Below are 16,541 nucleotides of genomic sequence, written 5' to 3'. Positions count from 1 at the left end.
GCCCCGGCCACGCCACCCTTTGAGGCAAGCCACGGCCCGCACCCGGGTCTGGGACGTGGCCCGGCCCTCCGGTTCCCAGACGGTCGCGGTTCCGAAGGCCTCCACCGGTGCAAGCAAAGCGCTGTGGGAACCGGCCTAGTTTCACGACTCCCTGTCCCGTGGACTAGGCCGGTCACGCACCGGTTCACCCTCCCGCGGCATCCCCCGGTCCGGGGTGTTTTCCGGCGCGCCACGAGGCAATCCCGTTTCGTCGTGCCTCCGCGCGGTAAGGAAATGATCATGGACATCGTGGAACCCAGAAACCCCGGCCCGCTCGAAGAACCGTGGCCCGAGGACCCCGAAGAGCCCCGGTGGGACGAGGCGGAGTTCGAGCCGACCATCGTGCGGGGCCGGGAATGACGCGCTGAACCGGTTCATGACAGCTGTCATAGTGCGGAGGACCCCCGTGGCGCGGTAGAACCGTGTTATGACACTCGTCATGGAGTTCCGGGAGCTGGCGGGCACGACCGCCGACCGGGCGCTGCTCGCCAGGGTCGTGCTCGCCTGTTCCGGCGCCAGTCTGGGCCGGAGGTTCTTCCTCGGCGGCACTCCCGACCCGCTCGACGTGCTCGACCGCTACCAGCGGTACCTGCTGGCCGGCCCGCCGGAAGGGGCGGCCGTGCTCGCGCTCGCGGGCGGCGTCCCCGCCGGGCTCGCGAACCTCGCGCGCCGGACCCCGGGAGAAGCCGACCTGGGCCTGCTGGTGGCCGATCCGTGGCAGCGCCAGGGCATCGGCACGGCGCTCGCCGAAGGGCTCTGGCGGAGCGGACGCTGGCCCGGCTGGACGGTGCACGCGTCCGTGCTCGCCGACAACCTCCCGGCCAAGAGCCTGTTGCGGGCACAGGGTTTCCGGGCCGTGCCGGGCGCCGAGCGCGGCCAGGACGACTACCTGCTGCGGCTGCCCGCTACCATGACAACCGTCATGAGGGAGGCGGAGCCATGCCCAGATCGCCGCGCGAACGGATGGTGTTCAGCGCCGCGCAGCTGATCCGGACCCAGGGCGTCAGCGGCACCGGGCTGCGCGACGTGGTCGCGCACGCCGAGGCGCCGCGCGGGTCGCTGCAGCACTATTTCCCCGGTGGCAAGGAACAACTCGTGAGCGAGGCCGTCGCCTGGGCGGGCGGGTACGCCGCGCGCCGGGTGCGCCGCGCCGCCCGGAAGATGGCCGAGCCGACGCCGGGCCGGCTGTTCGCGGCGATGGTCGCGCAGTGGCGGGACGAACTGGTCGCGGACGAGTTCAGCATGGGGTGCCCGCTGGTGGCCGTCGCCGTGGATACCGCCGCGGTCAGCGACGGGATGCGGGACGCGGCGAGCGAGGCGTTCACCGGCTGGCAGCGTCCGACCGCGGAAGCGCTGCGGGAGATGGGAGTCCCGGCCGCGCGGAGCGAATCGCTGGCCGTGCTGATGATCAGCGCGCTGGAGGGCGCGATCGTGCTCGCCCGCGCGCACCGCGACACCGCCCCGCTCGAATCGGTGGTCACCGAGCTGCGGCCGATGCTCGACGCCGCCGTCGAACGCTAGCGGCGCCCTCGTCCCCGAGCCGGAAACCGGGTTCCGGGCTAGTTTCGGGGACATGGCGAAGGATTCCGCGGTGGAGCTGGAGGTCGGCGACCGGACGGTGCGGATCTCCCATCCGGACCGGGTGTACTTCCCGGCGCGCGGTGAAACCAAGCTCGACCTGGCGAACTACTACCTGTCCGTGAGCGAGGGCATCGTGCGCGCGCTGCGGGAGCGGCCCTGCATGCTGCACCGCTACCCGACCGGCGTGAGCGGCGAAAAGGTGCACCAGAAACGCATCCCGCACGGGGCGCCGCCGTGGCTGGAGACGGTGCGCGTGGAGTTCCCGCGCTACAACCGGCACGCCTACGAGCTGTGCGTGACGGAGCCGGCGAGCGTGCTCTGGGCGGTGCAGATGTCCACCGTGGAGTTCCACCCGTGGAACTCCCGCCGCGCCGACACCGAGAAGCCCGACGAGTGGCGCATCGACCTCGACCCGATGCCCCGGTGCCCGTTCAGCCGGGTGCGCCGGGTGGCCGAGGTCGCGCACGAGGTGCTCGACGACCTGGGCATCACGGGCTGGCCCAAGACTTCCGGCGGTAACGGCCTGCACATCTACGTGCGCATAGAGCCGCGCTGGGGGTTCACCGAAGTCCGCCGCGCGGCGCTGGCTTTCGCCCGCGAAGTGGAACGGCGCGCGCCCGACGACGTGACCACCACCTGGTGGCGCAAAGACCGTGACCCCGAGCTGCTGTTCGTGGACTACAACCAGAACGCGCGCGACCACACGATCGCGAGCGCCTACTCGGTGCGCGGGGTGCCCGAGGGCACCGTGTCGACGCCGATCACGTGGGACGAGGTGGCCGACGTCGAACCCCGCGAATGCACGATCGCCACCGTCCCGGCCCGCTTCGCCGAACTCGGCGACCTCCACGCCGGGATCGACGACACCGCGTTTTCGCTGGACACCCTGCTGGAGTGGGCGGAACGGGACGGTCTCGAGTAGCGGAATTCCGACGCCTGCCCGGTCGTTGAACTCGTACGGATCTCCGCGAAAGGGGGCGATACCGACATGACCACCACCGAACGGTTCACCGAGGAGCCGGACTCGGTCCGCCTCTACCTGGACGCGATCGGCGCGACTCCGCTGCTGACCGCGACCGAGGAAGTAGAGCTCGCCAAGCGCATCGAGGCCGGGGTGTACGCGGCCGAGCTGCTGCGGCGGGCCGATGCCGGGGAGCAGGAGCTTCGGGTGGACCGCCGGGACCTGGCGGCCGTGGCCGAGGACGGGGCGAAGGCCAAAGAGCACATGATCCGCGCCAACCTGCGGCTCGTGGTCGCCGCGGCGACCAAGCGCAGGCACCGCGCGCTGCCGCTGCTGGACCTGGTCCAGGAGGGCAACCTCGGCCTCATCCGTGCCGTGGAGAAGTTCGACTACGCCAAGGGCTACAAGTTCTCCACCTACGCGATGTGGTGGATCCGGCAGGCGATGCAGCGCGGCACCGCGATCGCGGCCCGCACCATCCGGCTGCCCGAGCACACCTACGACCAGCTGGCCAAGCTGGACCGGGTGGACCGCACGCTGCGGCTGAACCAGGCGCACGACCCGACGGCGGCCGAGCTCGCCGAGGCGGCCGCGATGTCGGTCGAGCGCGTGCTGGAGCTGCAGCGCATCGGCCGGGACACGGTCAGCCTCGACTCCCCGGTCGGCGACGACGGCGAGACGGCGCTGGGCGACCTGGTCGGCGGCGGCCCGGCGGACCCGGTCGGCGACGTGATCGGCCGGGCGGCCGCGACGGCCGGCCTCGGCGAGACGCTGGACACCCTGCCGCCGCTGGCGAAGAAGGTGATCACGCTGCGGTACGGGCTTGTGGACGGGCGTGAGCGCAGCGTGCAGCAGACGGCCGACCACGTCGGCCTGCGGCGCGCGCAGGTGAAGCAGCTGGAGGCCGAAGCGCTGACCCGGCTGCGCGAGCCGGACTCGCTGGAGTCGTTGCTGGACCTGGCAGGCTGACCGGAGTCCACTGTGGACGAGGCCGCGGCGGATCGCCGCGGCCTCGTGTCGTTTCGACGGGAAGTACAGCTCGGCGACCGGTTCTTCGTCGCGGCGTGACAAGAAACCGGCGCCCGCGGGGGTTTCCGGGATTTCCTGTGCACGCCCGGCCGCGCACCGTAACATCGATGATCACTCCCGACGTCGTGAAAGGTGGGCCGCGCTCTGCTGGAGAACCGCAACGCCGAACTGCTCGCCTCGGGACCCCGCTGGCTCGCCGTGCAGCTCCGGCCGCACGCGGGCCGGATAGCCGCGGCGATCGTGCACGAGGTGCAGCGCTCGGTGCCCGCGTACGCGCGGCCGCTCACCGGGAAGTTCGGCAAGGCGCTCGCCGAGAGCATCGAACAGGCCGTGCTGCACGTGATCGACAGCATCGGCAACCCCGATATGCCGCACAACGACTGGGTCGAGCTGTTCCGCAACCGCGGCAGACTGGAGTTCATCGAGGGCCGCAGCCTCGACTCACTCCAGGCCGCGGCGCGCATCGGGGCGCGGGTGGCGTGGCAGTACGTGGCGCCGGTGATCCGCCGGGCCGGGGCGTCGCCGCAGGTGCTGGCGCACGCGGCGGAGATCATCTTCGCGTACGTGGAAGCGCTTTCCGCCACCGCGCTGGAGGGCTACAGCGAGACCCAGACCCTCGCCAGCGGCACCATCGAGCGCCGCCGCAAGCAGCTGCTGGAGCTGCTGCTGTCCGGCCGCCGCACGAGCGCCGCGACGCTGGACGGCATGGCGCGTGGCGCGAGCTGGGCGCTCCCGGCCGAGACGGCGGTGGTCGCGCTGGAGCGCACCAGTGGCGCCGGCGAGTTCCCGGTGGAGCTGCTGGAGGACGACGTGCTCGTCGATTTGGAGAGCAGCGAGCCCTGCCTGCTGACCACCCACCCCAAGGGCCAGCTGATGCCGTTGACCGGACGCTGGAACGGCTGGCGCGCGGCGGTTTCCCCCACCGTGCCGCTCGCCGACGCCGCGGCCGCCCATCGGCTGGCGCGCCGCGCGCTGCGCCGGCTCGGCGCCGGCACCCCGGAGGCGCCGATCGTCTGGTGCGTGGACCACCTGGCGCGGTTGTGGCTCGGTGGTGAGGAGTTCCTGGCGGCGGAGTTGAGCAGGCGCGCGCTGGAGCCGCTGGACTCGCTCAGCGACAAACAGCGCCGGAGACTGGGCGAAACCTTGCTGGCGTGGCTGGAAACCCGGGGCGGGGCACCGGAAATCGCCAAGCGGCTGCAGGTGCACCCGCAGACCGTGCGCGCCCGGTTGCACCAATTGCGTGAGCTGTTCGGCGGCAGGCTCGACGACGGGGACGCCCGTTTCGGGATGCGGCTGGCGTTGCGGGTCGAACTCCTGGGGCGGGCGGGCGATCCGTGATTTTTGTCAGCCGCGGGCAGGTCCCGTCGCCGGGCGGTGTCACCTTCGTGCACCTGCCTGGGCCGTTCGCCCGGGCCCGTTACTCCGCCCCGGAACGGATCCTTGCCAAGCCGGGGAGCCGGTGACATGTTGTTCCTCCCGGGATGTACCGAATATCGTGCCCCAGAACGGAAAACCCGATCTGCCGCGACGGCGGCGACGCCAGTTTTCGTTGCGATCCGAGGTTAGCCATGACCACCGATGCCGGTACCCGGCAGCAGCCGGGCGTGCGGAAGAACGCCCCGGGAAGGTCCCCGCGCGGTGAGCCGCGTCCGGCGGGTTTCCCCGCGCGGCCACGCCGGGACCCCGCCGTGGAGGTAGCGACCGGGATCGGCCGCGCGAGCAGGTTGTGGGCCTCGCTGCCGCGTGAGCTGGCCCGCGCGTTCCGCCCGCACGCGGACGCGATGGCGCGGGAGATCCTGCGCGAAATCCAGCTCGCGGTGCCGGAATACGCGCGGCCCTTGGAAGGGCCGTTCGGGAAGACGATCGTGCAGGGCGTGCAGGAGGCCGTGCTGCACGCGCTCGACAACCTCGGCAACCCGGCGGCGCCGCAGGAAAGCTGGATCACGCTGTTCCACCACCTCGGCAAGGTGGAGTTCAGCGAGGGCCGCACGCTGAACCAGCTGCAGACCGCGTACCGCGTGGGCGGGCGCGTGGCATGGCGCTACATCGCCACGGTGGCGCAGTCGCTGGGCCTGTCGACGGAGTTCCTGTGCGTCGGCGCGGAGGCGATTTTTTCTTACGTGGACGAGATTTCCGCGCTGTCGCTGCAGGGGTACGCGGCGGCGCAGGCCCGCGCGGCCGGTACCAGGGCGAGGCAGAGACGCCAGCTCCTGGAGCTGATCCTGGTGGATCCGCCCGCCTCCCCCAAGGCGATCGCGGCGCTCGCCGTGACCGCGGGGTGGAAGCTGCCCGAGCGGGTCGTCGCCGTGGCGCTGGAGCCGCGCCCGGACCAGCATCAGCTGGAGCCCCCTACGCTCGACCACGAAATCCTGGTGGACCTCGAAGGCCCGCAACCCTGCCTGCTCGCCGCCCCCGAACTGCTGCCGCCTGCGGAGCTGGAGAGCGCGCTGCTCGGCTGGCGCGCGGCGATCGGCCCCACGGTCCCGCTCAACGACGCCGCGCTGTCGCTGCGCTGGGCGCGCCGCACGATCGAATTGGCCACCCGTTCGGTCATCGACGCCGGCCCGGTCACCAGCGCGACCGACCACCTCGCCACGTTGTGGCTGCTCTCGGACGAGTTCCTGATCCGGGAACTGATCCGCCGCTGCCTCGCCCCGCTGCGCGGGCTGACCGAGAAGCAGCGCACGCGCCTGAGCCTGACGCTGCTGGCGTGGCTGCAGTCCAGCGGCACGGCCCCGGACATGGCCGAACGCCTCGGCGTGCACCCGCAGACGGTGCGGTACCGGATGCGCCAGCTGGAGCAACTCTTCGGCGACCGCCTCAACGACCCGGAGAGCCGGTCGAACCTCGAGATCGCCCTACGCGCGCAACAGCTGCTCAACCCCTGATCCCGCGTGTTGGCCCCTCCCGCTGGCGTGTTGGCTGCTCCCGCGGGCATGTTGGCTGCTCCCGCGGGCATGTTGGCTGCTCCCGCACGCGAGTTGGCCACCGCCGAGGGCCACCACGCCAACGCGGGGGGCCAACTCGTCGCCGTGCGCGGCAAACACGCGCGGGGCGGGCAAACTTGCCAACGCAAGCGGCCAACACATCAACGCGGGCGGCCAACACGCCAGCGGGGAGGGCCAACACGCGCGCGCCGAGCGCGCCGCCGCGCGGGGCGCCGGGGTGAGGGGTCAGGCGCCGTCGAGGTTCCGGCAGTTGGGGGCTTTGCCGAAGGCCTTGGCGAGTTCCGGGTTGTCCTTGAGGTCCTTCGTCGGGCCCTCCGTGCTGCCCAGCTTCGCGAAGGCGGTGCTGGCGTCGCTCACGGCGGCTTCGAAGGTGGCCTGGTCGGTGACCGCCGCCGTGGCCAGTTTCGTTTTCGCGGTGTCCACACTGGACTTCGTGGCGTTCAGGGTGGTCATCGCGCGGTCCAAAGTGGCCTGTCCGTCGTTCACCGGCGGCGCGCCTTCCTTCGTGATCCCGGCGGAAAGCCGGGTCAGCGCGTCCGACAGCGAACCGAGGTAGACGACCAGGCTGTCCTTCGCCTTCGCGGGGGCCGACGGGTCGACGGCGGGCAGCTGCGAGAGGCTCACCCCGCCCGCGCGGACCACCTCGCACACGTGATCCGACCACGTGATCGCCGGGCCGTTCTCCTCCTGGGCATTCTTCGCCTGGCCGCCACAGCCCGCGACCAGGAACGCCAGCGCCAGCGCACCGGCGAGAAAGCGTTGTCTCATCGGGTTTCTCCCTTCAGCGCCGGCAGCCGGCGGCGGTGTTCAACGGCGCCGGAGACGTGTCCAGGCCGTCGCGGTACTGGGTGCCCCCGTAGCCCGCGGTGCACGGCAGCGGGGAGAAGAACGTGGTCACCAGGCCGAAACTCGCGCCGTCCCCGGTGAGCACCTTGCCGCCGACGTCGACCGCCTGCGGCGCCGCTTCGAGCAGGCGCTCGACCCCGCCCTCGTGGGTCAGCAGCACCTGGGACGTGGTCAGCAGGTTCGCCAGCAACGTCGTCAGCCCCGGCCCGGTCTCCTGCAGCAGCGCGCTGACCTGCTGGGCCGCGGCGGGCGCCTGGGTCAGCACGGTGCGCACGTCACCGTTGGCGTCGCGCAGGGTGGCGGCCACCTGTTTCGCGTTGGTACCGAACGACTTGATGGCGTCGGAGCTGGCGATCTGGGTGGACAGCACGGTGTTCGCGTCCTCGATCAGGTCGAGCGTCTGCGGCAGATGCGCCGAGGCGTCCTGGACGAACGCGGACCCGGAGTCCAGCAGGGCCTGCAGGCTGGGCCCGGTGTTCTCGGTGGCCAGGTACACCTCGTCGACGACGGTGCGCAGCTCGTCCCGCGGCACCGAGGAAACCAGTTTGTCCAGGTCCACCACCAGCCGCGAATTGGGCAGCGGCAACGCGGTGTCGGCCTGCGGGATCGTCGCGCCGCCGGAAAGATAAGGCGCGCCACCGCGTTTCGGGCGGAGGTCGACGTACTGCTCCCCCACCGCCGACCGGTTGGTCACCACGGCCTCGACGTCCGAGGGCACGGGCGGGGTCCCGGAGTCGATCCGCAGCTCCGCCTCGATGCCCGTGGCGGTGAGCCGCAGCTCGCCGACCCGGCCGATCGGCACGCCGTTGTAGGTCACCTCGCCGTTGGTGAAAACCCCGCCCCCTTCGGCGAATTCGGCCTTCACCACGTACCCGCCGCCGCCGAGGAGCCGGTCGAGGCCGACGTAGCGGGCACCGACGTAGGCGACCCCGGCGAGCGCGAGCAGCACGAACACGATCACCTGCAGCCGGATCCTGCGCGTCAGCATCTAGTCGCCTCCCAGCGGCAGCGGCGGCCCGGTCCGGGCGTGGTAGTCGAGGAAGAGGTTGAGGTAATCGCCCTTGACCGCGTTCAGGGCCGAATCCGGAAACGGGAACGTCAGCAGCAGCTCCATCGCCTGCGGAAGCTGTTGCCCCGCCTGGTTGAGCTGCCGCAGCGTCGGTTCCAGCGCGCGCAGATCGGCCAGCAGGTCGTCCTTGCCGCGCTCGATCGTGTCGACCGCGACGCCGGACAGGTCGTGCAGCGAGCCGAGCATGGTCACCAGCTGGTCGCGTTGCTGGGCGAGCGCGTCGATGCCGGGGCCGAGGTCGGTGAGCACCCCGCTGATCTCGTCCGCGCGCCCGGCCAGCGAACCGGCCAGCTGGTCCACATTGGACAGCGCGCGGTCGAGGTCGCCGCGGCGGGCGTCGAGCCCGGTAACGAACGTGTCGAGGTTGGTGAGCAGTTCCCGCACATCGGGCTCACGCCCGGAGAGCGCCTTGTTCAGCTCCTGCGTGATCTGCTGCAGCTGGCCCACGCCACCGCCGTTGAGCAGCATCGACAGCGCGCCCAGCACCTCCTCGATCTGCGGGTTGCGGTTGGTGCGGGTGACCGGGATGTTCGCCCCGTCGGCCAGGGTGCCCTCGGGCTGCTCGTCGGTGGGGCGTGCGAGTTCGACGAACTTCTCCCCCAGCAGGCTCGACTGGCGCAGTGCCGCCGTCGCGTTCGCGGGCAGGTGCACGGTGCCGTTCATGGCGAGGGTGACCTCCGCGGTGCGCCCGTCTGCGGACAGACCGATCCGCTCCACCCGCCCGACCGGCACGTCGTCCACCTGCACCGCCGACTGCGGCACGAGGTCCAGCACGTCGGCGAAGGCGACCGTGACGTGGTATGGGTGGTCGCCGAGGTCGGCGCCGCCGGGCAGGGGCGTGTCGTAGAGGCCGCCGAAGGAACAGCCGGTGACGGTGGCCAGCACGAGCACCACCCCGGGCAGGATCGCCTTGCGCGCCATCAGTTCCCACTCCCCAGCGGCAGCGCGGGGTCGCCCATGCTGTACTCGTTGAGATCGGCCCGCGTGTACACGGTGGCGCTGCCCGGGTCGTACGCCGCGAGCAGGTTGTCCAGCGCCTGGGGTGCCGCGGTGAGCGCCTCGGACAGCGAGTTCCGCTGGTTCACCAGCAGCTGCGTCGTGCCGGCCAGCTTGTCCACATTGGACTTGACGCGGCCGCGGTTGTCCTGGATGAACCGCTGGATGTCCCCCAGCGCCCCGGCCAGCTGGTCGAGCGCGCCGCTGAAGGCGTCCCGTTCCCCGGCCAGGTACCCGGAAACCTGGGAGAGCAGGTCGGCGAAGCGGCCGACCTGCTCGTCGCTGCCGGCCAGCATGGCGGTGAACTTCTGCAGGTTGTCCACGGTGGCGAACACGTCGTCCCGCGATTCCGAGAGGGTCGTCGCGGCCTGGCCCAGCTGGCGGATCATGTCGCCGAGCTGGGCACCGTTGCCGTCGAGGTCCCGTGACGCGCTGCTGAGCAGGTCGCTGAGCGCACCGTCCTTATTGGACCCGTCGGGCCCGAGCGCGGTGGTGAGCCTGTCGAGGCTCTCGAAAAGCTGGTCGATCTCGACCGGCACCGCGGTGCGGTCCGCCGGGATCACCGCGCCGTCGGCGAGCCGCGCCCCGCTCTTGTACACCGGGGACAGCTGCACGTAACGGTCGCTCACCAGGCTCGGGGTGACCACGGCCGCGGTGGCGTTCGCGGGGACCGCGACGTCGCCGTCGACGGTCATTCCGACCCGGACCTGTTTTCCTTGCGGGACGACGGAATCCACGGTGCCGACCGGGACGCCGAGGATGCGCACCTCGGAGCCCGCGTAGATGCCTACCGCCGCGCTGAAGTAGGCGGTGAGCGTCCGGCCGCGGGTGTTGTCGCGGACCAGGACCACGATCGCGGCGGCCATCGTCGCGAGAATCACGATCCCGGCGGTGACCCGCGCCCAGCGTCGGATGGCCATCAGCCGCCCCCTCCCGGCTTCGGCGGCCGGCAGCTCCCGCCGCCGCTGACGAGACCGCAGATATAGGTGTCTATCCAGTCCCCGTTGCCGATGGCGTCGCCGACGAGCCGGTAGAACGAACCCGCCAGGCTGAGGCTGCGGTCGAGGTTGCCCTGGTTCTGTTGCAGCACATCGGTGACGCGGTCGAGCTGGGCGAGCGCGGGGCCGAGCTGCGCCTCGTTGTCCTGGATCAGGCCACGCACCTGCCGCGCCAGGTCCTGGGTTCCCCGCAGCAGCGAGGTGATCGAGTCGCGGCGGCGCTGGAACTCGGCCAGCAGCACGTTCCCGTCGGCGATCAGCCTGGCCAGCTGATCGGTTCGCTGCGCGACGGTGCCGCTGAGCGCCGCGGTGTTCGCCAGCAGCTGCTTCAGCTCGGTGTCCCGAGAGGAAATGGTGCGCGACAACGAGGAGAGACCGTCCAAAGCGGACCTGACGTCGTCCGGGGTGGCGGCGGAGAACGTCTGGGACAGGGTGCGGAAACTGTCCGCGAGCTGGTCGGTGTCGAGCCGGCCCGCCGTGGTCGCGAGGTCGCCGAACGCGTCGGTGACGTCGTACGGGGTCACGGTGCGGCCGCGCGGGATGGGCTTCCCCGGGTCCTGGTCGTGGTCGCCGCGCGGGTCGACGGCCAGGTTCTTGGCGCCCAGCAGCGTTTTGATCCGGATCGCGACCACGCTCTGGTCACCCACCCACGCGCCGGACACCTTGAACCCGACCTTCACGTGGTCGCCGTCCAGCCACACCGACGTCACCTCGCCGACCTTCGTGCCGGCGATCCGGACCTCGTCACCGGACTTCAGCCCGGCGGCTTCCCCGAACTCCGCGGTGTAGGTGTGCCCGCCGCCGATCCCAGGCAGGTCCTCCCAGAACAGCGTGAGCAGGCCGAGCACGAGCAGCAGCACGCCACCCGCCACACCGACGCGAACGGGGTTGCGCGAGCGGAAGGACTTCACGAGCGGCACCTCGCCTCCGTGACGGGCACGCCGACCGCGCCTCCCCCGGGCGCGGGGGTCGCGTCGGAGCTGACTTCGCACAGGTAGAAGTTCAGCCAGGCGCCGTAGGAGGCGGTGCGGCCGAGCGCTTCGTACTTTCGCGGCAGGTTGTCCAGGAACTTCTCGAACTCGGGAGTGTTGTCCCCCAACGTCTTCGAGAGCCGGCCGAGCGCGTCCACGTCGTCGTGCAACGGCTGGCGCCCGTCCTGCAGCAACCCGGCGGTGCTGGCGGCCAGCTCGCCGATGCCCTCGATCGCCGCGCCGATCGGTTTCGCGTTCGCGGCGAGACCGGACACCAGCTGCTGGGTCGCGTCGAGGACCTGCCGCAGCTGCGCGTCGTGCGCGTTGACGCGGTCGAGCACGGCGTTGAGATTCGTGATCACCTGGCCGATCACCTGGTCCTGGTCGGCGAGGCTTGACGTCAGCGACGCGGTGTGCTTGAGCAGGTCCGAAACCGTGCCGCCTTCTCCTTGCAGCACTTGGACTATCTCCTGGGCGAGCTGGTTGACGTCGTCCGGCGAGAGCGCCTGGAACAGGGGCTTGAACCCGTTGAACACCGCGGTGAGATCGAGCGCGGGCCGGGTGCGCTCGACCGGGATCAGCCCGCCCGCGGACAGGGGCACGCGGAGGTCCCCGGTGCCCTGGTCGAGCGCGATGTAGCGCTGGCCGATGAGGTTGCGGTACTTGACCGACGCCTCCACCGTGCCGGCCAGTTTCCGGCCGGCCTCGACGGAAAACGTGACTTCGGCGAAACGCCGGTCGACGAGCTTGATCGCCTCGACCTGGCCGATCCGTACCCCCGCCATCCGGATGTCGTCCCCGGTGTTGAGCGAGGTGACGTCGGTGAACCGCGCGCGGTAGCTGACCGCGGCGCCCCCGCTCTGGTTCGCGATGGTGGCGGCGAGCAACCCGGTGGCCAGCACGGTGATCACCAGGAACAGCAGCCCTTTCACCAGTGGCGAGGCGAGTCCCCTCATTTCAGCGTCACCTCCGCGCCGCGCAGCAGCGGGCCCATCAGCAGGCCGCTCCAGCCCGGGATCTCGTCCGGAGTCGTGCCTTCGGCCATGGCCAGCAGCTCGTCGATCAGCTGTTGTTCGGCCGGGGTGTTCATGGGTGCGGGCGAGCCGCTGGAGTAGCACTTCGGGCCGCCGGTCGTGGTGACCGCCTGGCGGTTCGCGGGCGCGGGCCGCACTTTCAGCTCCACGTGCAGCCCGGGCTCGTCCGTGCCGACGCCGAGGGCCTTGTCCAGCTTCGGCGTCAGCTGCACGGCCGCGTCGGTGAGGCAGGGGAACTCCGGGGCGTACTTTTCCAGCAGCCGCAGCACCGGTTCGCTCGTCGCGGTCAGCCCGATGACCGTGGAACTGTTGGTATCAAGGAACTTGCGCGTGTCGTCCGACGCGTCGGTGACGTCCGCGAACAACGCCTGCAGGTCGGTGCGCTGCCGGCTCAGCGTGGTGGCTGTCGAGCGCAGATCGCCGAGCGCGTCGACGAGGTCCGGGGCCGCGGTCTGGTAGGTGCTCACGGTGTCGGCGAACTTCGTGATGACCGACTGCAGCTGCGGCAGCTCCGGATTCAGCCTGCCCAGATAGTCCTTGAGCGTCACCAGGGTCTGCCCGAGCGTGCCGCCTCTTCCTTCCAGCGCCTGGGAAACCGCGCCGAGCGTGCTCGCAAGCTTCTGCGGCTGCACGGCCTGCAGCACCGGCAGCAGGTCGCGCAGCGCCTGTTCGAGCTCGATCGCGGACTCGCTGTGGTCCTCCTGGATCACGTCCCCGGCGGTCAGTTTCGCCGACGTGGCGGGCTGTCCGGGCAGCACCAGGGCGACGTAGCGCTGCCCGAACAGCGTCTTGGGCAACAGCCGGGCCGACACGTCGCGCGGGATCCGGGCCACCTTGCCCGGATCCAGCGCGAGGTCCACGTCGACGCCACCCGGCCGGATCGTGACCCCGCGGACCGAGCCGACGACGATCCCGCGCACCTTCACGTCGGCGTTCTCCTTCAGCTGCGTGCCGGCGCGGTCGGCCCGCAGCGTCACGGGAACGTAGTCCGAGAACGACTTGTCGTAGATCTTCACCGCGAGCCAGCCCATCCCGGCGAGCACGGCGAGGAACACCAGGCCCAGCGCCTGGTACGCGAAGTTGGCGCGCCCACTGGTCATCCGGCCACCGTCACGGTGATGGTCGAGCCCCAGATCGCCAAGCTCAGGAACAGGTCGAGGATGCTCACCACGACGATCGAGGTGCGCACCGAACGCCCCACCGCGACGCCGACCCCGGCCGGGCCGCCGCCGCAGCGGTAGCCGTAGAAGCAGTGCGTCAGGATGATCGCGATGCTGAACACGAGCACCTTCGCGAACGACCACAGCACGTCGCCCGGCGGCAGGAACAGGCTGAAGTAGTGGTCGTAGGTGCCCGCGGACTGGCCGTAGACGAACACCGTGGTGGTGCGCGCGGCGAGGTACGAGGTGAGCAACCCGATGATGTACAAGGGAATGATGGCGACGAACCCGGCGATGATCCGGGTGGTGACGAGGTAGGGCATACTGCGGATCGCCATCACCTCGAGCGCGTCGATCTCCTCGGCGATCCGCATCGCGCCGAGCTGCGCGGTGAACCCGGAGCCGACGGTGGACGAGAGCGCGAGCGCGGCCACCAGCGGCGCGATCTCGCGGGTGTTGAAGAAGGCGGAGAGGAACCCGGCGAAAGCGGACGTGCCGATCTGGTTCAGCGCCGAGAAACCCTGCAGCCCCACCACGGTCCCGGTGAACACGCACATGCCCACCATCACGCCGATCGTCCCGCCGATCACCGCGAGCGCCCCGCTGCCGAACGCGACCTCGGCCAGGAGCCGGACCACTTCCCGGAAGTAGTGCGTCAGCGTCCTCGGCACCCACGCGAGCGCGCGCAGGGAGAAGATGAGCTGATCGCCCAGGCGCGCCAAGGCGTTCATCGGGCGCTGCGGGTCGAGCAGCCGGTGCTTTCCGCCGAGAGTCGTCACGTCAGGCTCCCTTCGCCGGCACGAGCCGCAGGTAGAGCACGCTGATCACGAAGTTCACGAAGAACAGCAGCAGGAACGTGATCACCACGGACTGGTTCACCACGTCCCCGACGCCTTTGGCGCCGCCCTTGGGGTTCAGTCCGCGGTAGGCGGCGACGAGCCCGGCGAGGAAGCCGAACGCGACCGCCTTGATCTCCCCCACCCACAGGTCCGGAAGCTGCGCCAGCGCGGAGAAACTCGACAGGAACGCGCCCGGGGTGCCGCCCTGCACGAGCACGTTGAACACGTAGCCCCCGGCCACCCCGACGAAACTGACCATCCCGTTGAGCAGCACCGCGACCGCGGTCGCCGCGAGCACCCTCGGCACGACCAGCCGTTGCACCGGTGAGACGCCCATGACCTCCATCGCGTCGATCTCCTCGCGGATGGTGCGCGAGCCCAGTTCCGCGCAGATCGCCGAACCGCCCGCGCCCGCGACGACGAGCGTGGTGACGATCGGGCTCGCCTGCTGGATCACCGCGAGCACGCTGGCCGCGCCGTCGAACGCCTCCGCGCCGAGCTGCGTGGTCAACGACCCCAGCTGCAACGTGATCACCGCGCCGAAGGGGATCGACACCAGCGCCGCCGGGAGGAGGGAAACACTGGCCACGAACCAGAACTGCTGCACGAACTCGCGCAGCGCGAAGGGACGGCGGAACATCGCGACGAGCACGTCGGCGCCCAGCGCGAACAGCTGGCCGAACTGCCCGACGGCGCCGCGGGCGGCGGTGACCGGGGTCGCCATCAGCCGATCCCCGTCGAGGTGAGCACGGTCGTGAGCGTGTTGCCCGGTCCGGAAATCAGGCCCGTCAGCAGGGGATCGAGGTCCTCCTTCACCCCGCAGCCGGTGAACGGCGGGATGTCGAAGGTGGTCTGGATCGTGCTCCGGGCGCCGGGGGTGAGATCGGACCGGCCCCGCAGCCGGAAGACCAGCGGCGAGCCGGTCCGGCAGTGGCTGCCGACTTCGAGGGGCACGCCGTCCTCCTTGACGTTCGTGAGCACCAGGTCCACCTTCGCGGTGACGTCGATCGTGGGCGTGAACACGCCGTTGGTGATGTCCGCGCTGCCCGCAGCCCGCTCCGCCTGGGGCAGCTCGATGTCGCTGGTGACCGGCATGAAGCGGAACGCGATGAAGTAGCCCGAAGCGCGCGGCAGGGAGAGGTCGCCGAGGATGTCGACGGTGTTGGCGACCTGGCCGGTGTAGAGCCCGGCGTCGAAGGTTCCGTTGCCCGCCACCAGATCCGAGCCGAGTTTGGCGATCCGCGAGGTGGTGTCCACCCGGAAATGCGCGGTCAGCAGCGGTGCCGCGTCCTCGGCGGCGGCCTGGATTGCCGGGATGGCGGGCGCGGCGGTGGCGGTACTCGTCACGGCGATCGTGGCGAGGTCCCCGGCTGCGGCGGGATCGGCCGCGCAGCCCAGGTCCTGGGTCGTTTCCCCTTGGTGTACCACGATCTTCGGCGTAAGCGAGGCCAGCGCGACGGTGGCCTGCGCGCTCACCGCGAACGCGGGCACCGCGCCGGTGAGGGTGATCCGCAGGTCCCCGGACTCCGGCAGCGCGATGTCCGTTGTGGACAGTCCGGACACCTGGAGCGCCGTACCGGCCCCGTTCCGCGACACGGTGAGGCTCACCGCGGCGGAGGCGTCGACCGTGGTGCCGCCCGCCGTTCGGAGCGCCGTCACCGCGTCGGCGGGGATCACGAGCGTCACCGCGGGGCCCGAGGCCACCACCTGGGTACCAGCGGCGACCGAGTCGGGGAAAGTGGCGCTGAACGACGCCGGCACCGAGGTGCTCCCGCACGCGCTGGTGCCCGCCCTCGACGCGGGCCCGGCGGCAGCGGGCACCGCGGGCAGCAGGGCCGCCGCCACGGCGGCCAGGCCCGCCACGGCGACGACGGCGCGGGGCGCGGAAACGAAACGCATCAACGGAATCCCGGGAACGAGAAAATGCTGGACCCGGGCGACGTTACCGGCGCGTAGTTCCCGCCCACAATGATCGTTCCGGCAGTTCCGGAAATAGCCGGGATTCTTGTCACGAAACTGCGTGCCGGCGTTTCCGGTGTTGTCACGGGAATCGTGGTCGCCGGTGTTTTT

Annotated in this window: 16 protein-coding genes; 6 read left to right on the top strand and 10 right to left on the bottom strand. The window is 70.9% G+C overall.

Features of this window, described 5'->3' with window-relative positions; translation table 11 throughout:
- The first annotated feature begins 466 nt into the window (after positions 1-466).
- The 6 genes from FPZ12_RS34335 to FPZ12_RS34310 all read left to right on the top strand — a co-directional run bounded on the left by FPZ12_RS34335 (position 467) and on the right by FPZ12_RS34310 (position 6,498).
- Positions 467-1,027 carry a GNAT family N-acetyltransferase gene (locus FPZ12_RS34335; protein WP_243770186.1) on the top strand — a complete coding sequence of 187 codons (561 nt, stop codon included), beginning with the start codon at positions 467-469 and terminating at the stop codon, positions 1,025-1,027.
- Entirely contained in the window at positions 979-1,560 is a 582-nt protein-coding gene (locus FPZ12_RS34330; protein WP_144753415.1) for a TetR/AcrR family transcriptional regulator, read from the top strand. Before FPZ12_RS34335 ends, FPZ12_RS34330 begins: the two co-directional genes overlap by 49 nt.
- Before the next feature lie 52 nt (positions 1,561-1,612).
- On the top strand, positions 1,613-2,542 hold the full coding sequence (gene ligD / locus FPZ12_RS34325) for a non-homologous end-joining DNA ligase (protein WP_144753418.1): 930 nt from the start codon (positions 1,613-1,615) through the stop codon (positions 2,540-2,542).
- Positions 2,543-2,608: 66 nt separating this feature from the next.
- Entirely contained in the window at positions 2,609-3,550 is a 942-nt protein-coding gene (locus FPZ12_RS34320) for a sigma-70 family RNA polymerase sigma factor (RefSeq protein WP_144753421.1), read from the top strand.
- 192 nt (positions 3,551-3,742) lie between these two features.
- Positions 3,743-4,948 (top strand): PucR-like N-terminal domain-containing protein, encoded by a 1,206-nt coding sequence (locus tag FPZ12_RS34315; protein ID WP_243770185.1) that lies wholly within the window; start codon positions 3,743-3,745, stop codon positions 4,946-4,948.
- Between the two features lie 230 nt (positions 4,949-5,178).
- Positions 5,179-6,498 (top strand): PucR family transcriptional regulator, encoded by a 1,320-nt coding sequence (locus tag FPZ12_RS34310; RefSeq protein WP_144753424.1) that lies wholly within the window; start codon positions 5,179-5,181, stop codon positions 6,496-6,498.
- Between the two features lie 285 nt (positions 6,499-6,783).
- Here FPZ12_RS34310 and FPZ12_RS34305 read toward each other — a convergent pair whose 3' ends face one another.
- From FPZ12_RS34305 to FPZ12_RS34260, 10 genes are read right to left on the bottom strand one after another with little or no spacing between them, the layout of a single operon-like run.
- The gene (locus FPZ12_RS34305) at positions 6,784-7,326 is read right to left on the bottom strand and encodes a hypothetical protein (protein WP_144753427.1); all 543 of its coding nucleotides are present in this window, start codon (positions 7,324-7,326) and stop codon (positions 6,784-6,786) included.
- A gap of 13 nt (positions 7,327-7,339) precedes the next feature.
- Entirely contained in the window at positions 7,340-8,392 is a 1,053-nt protein-coding gene (locus tag FPZ12_RS34300) for an MCE family protein (RefSeq protein WP_144753430.1), read from the bottom strand.
- The gene (locus FPZ12_RS34295) at positions 8,393-9,394 is read right to left on the bottom strand and encodes an MCE family protein (RefSeq protein WP_144753433.1); all 1,002 of its coding nucleotides are present in this window, start codon (positions 9,392-9,394) and stop codon (positions 8,393-8,395) included.
- Complete coding sequence (locus FPZ12_RS34290; RefSeq protein ID WP_144753437.1) at positions 9,394-10,389, bottom strand: MCE family protein; 996 nt, start codon at positions 10,387-10,389, stop codon at positions 9,394-9,396. The genes FPZ12_RS34295 and FPZ12_RS34290 overlap by 1 nt, the downstream gene beginning before the upstream one ends.
- Positions 10,389-11,387, bottom strand: coding sequence for an MCE family protein (locus FPZ12_RS34285; protein WP_144753441.1), 999 nt, complete (start codon positions 11,385-11,387; stop codon positions 10,389-10,391). Before FPZ12_RS34285 ends, FPZ12_RS34290 begins: the two co-directional genes overlap by 1 nt.
- A complete protein-coding gene (locus FPZ12_RS34280) occupies positions 11,375-12,394 on the bottom strand; it encodes an MCE family protein (RefSeq protein WP_144753443.1) in 1,020 nt (339 codons plus the stop codon). The genes FPZ12_RS34285 and FPZ12_RS34280 overlap by 13 nt, the downstream gene beginning before the upstream one ends.
- On the bottom strand, positions 12,391-13,572 hold the full coding sequence (locus tag FPZ12_RS34275; protein ID WP_144753446.1) for an MCE family protein: 1,182 nt from the start codon (positions 13,570-13,572) through the stop codon (positions 12,391-12,393). Before FPZ12_RS34275 ends, FPZ12_RS34280 begins: the two co-directional genes overlap by 4 nt.
- Positions 13,569-14,363 carry an MlaE family ABC transporter permease gene (locus FPZ12_RS34270; RefSeq protein ID WP_144753467.1) on the bottom strand — a complete coding sequence of 265 codons (795 nt, stop codon included), beginning with the start codon at positions 14,361-14,363 and terminating at the stop codon, positions 13,569-13,571. The genes FPZ12_RS34275 and FPZ12_RS34270 overlap by 4 nt, the downstream gene beginning before the upstream one ends.
- A gap of 49 nt (positions 14,364-14,412) precedes the next feature.
- Positions 14,413-15,195: an MlaE family ABC transporter permease gene (locus FPZ12_RS34265; RefSeq protein ID WP_144753449.1), complete on the bottom strand. Its 783-nt coding sequence runs from the start codon at positions 15,193-15,195 to the stop codon at positions 14,413-14,415.
- Complete coding sequence (locus tag FPZ12_RS34260) at positions 15,195-16,370, bottom strand: DUF6801 domain-containing protein (RefSeq protein WP_144753452.1); 1,176 nt, start codon at positions 16,368-16,370, stop codon at positions 15,195-15,197. Before FPZ12_RS34260 ends, FPZ12_RS34265 begins: the two co-directional genes overlap by 1 nt.
- Between the last annotated feature and the right edge of the window lie 171 nt (positions 16,371-16,541).

The organism is Amycolatopsis acidicola (assembly GCF_007713735.2).
GTDB classification, from domain to species: Bacteria; Actinomycetota; Actinomycetes; order Mycobacteriales; family Pseudonocardiaceae; genus Amycolatopsis_E; species Amycolatopsis_E acidicola.
This window is presented reverse-complemented; position numbering and strand designations above follow the sequence as displayed.

Excerpts from the sequence above, each read along its gene's own strand:
- FPZ12_RS34335 (WP_243770186.1), top strand. The coding sequence starts at position 467 with ATGACACTCGTCATGGAGTTCCGGGAGCTGGCGGGCACGACCGCCGAC.
- FPZ12_RS34330 (WP_144753415.1), top strand. The coding sequence starts at position 979 with ATGCCCAGATCGCCGCGCGAACGGATGGTGTTCAGCGCCGCGCAGCTG.
- ligD (WP_144753418.1), top strand. The coding sequence starts at position 1,613 with ATGGCGAAGGATTCCGCGGTGGAGCTGGAGGTCGGCGACCGGACGGTG.
- FPZ12_RS34320 (WP_144753421.1), top strand. The coding sequence starts at position 2,609 with ATGACCACCACCGAACGGTTCACCGAGGAGCCGGACTCGGTCCGCCTC.
- FPZ12_RS34310 (WP_144753424.1), top strand. The coding sequence starts at position 5,179 with ATGACCACCGATGCCGGTACCCGGCAGCAGCCGGGCGTGCGGAAGAAC.
- FPZ12_RS34305 (WP_144753427.1), bottom strand. The coding sequence starts at position 7,326 with ATGAGACAACGCTTTCTCGCCGGTGCGCTGGCGCTGGCGTTCCTGGTC.
- FPZ12_RS34300 (WP_144753430.1), bottom strand. The coding sequence starts at position 8,392 with ATGCTGACGCGCAGGATCCGGCTGCAGGTGATCGTGTTCGTGCTGCTC.
- FPZ12_RS34295 (WP_144753433.1), bottom strand. The coding sequence starts at position 9,394 with ATGGCGCGCAAGGCGATCCTGCCCGGGGTGGTGCTCGTGCTGGCCACC.
- FPZ12_RS34290 (WP_144753437.1), bottom strand. The coding sequence starts at position 10,389 with ATGGCCATCCGACGCTGGGCGCGGGTCACCGCCGGGATCGTGATTCTC.
- FPZ12_RS34280 (WP_144753443.1), bottom strand. The coding sequence starts at position 12,394 with ATGAGGGGACTCGCCTCGCCACTGGTGAAAGGGCTGCTGTTCCTGGTG.
- FPZ12_RS34275 (WP_144753446.1), bottom strand. The coding sequence starts at position 13,572 with ATGACCAGTGGGCGCGCCAACTTCGCGTACCAGGCGCTGGGCCTGGTG.
- FPZ12_RS34270 (WP_144753467.1), bottom strand. The coding sequence starts at position 14,363 with ATGAACGCCTTGGCGCGCCTGGGCGATCAGCTCATCTTCTCCCTGCGC.
- FPZ12_RS34265 (WP_144753449.1), bottom strand. The coding sequence starts at position 15,195 with ATGGCGACCCCGGTCACCGCCGCCCGCGGCGCCGTCGGGCAGTTCGGC.
- FPZ12_RS34260 (WP_144753452.1), bottom strand. The coding sequence starts at position 16,370 with ATGCGTTTCGTTTCCGCGCCCCGCGCCGTCGTCGCCGTGGCGGGCCTG.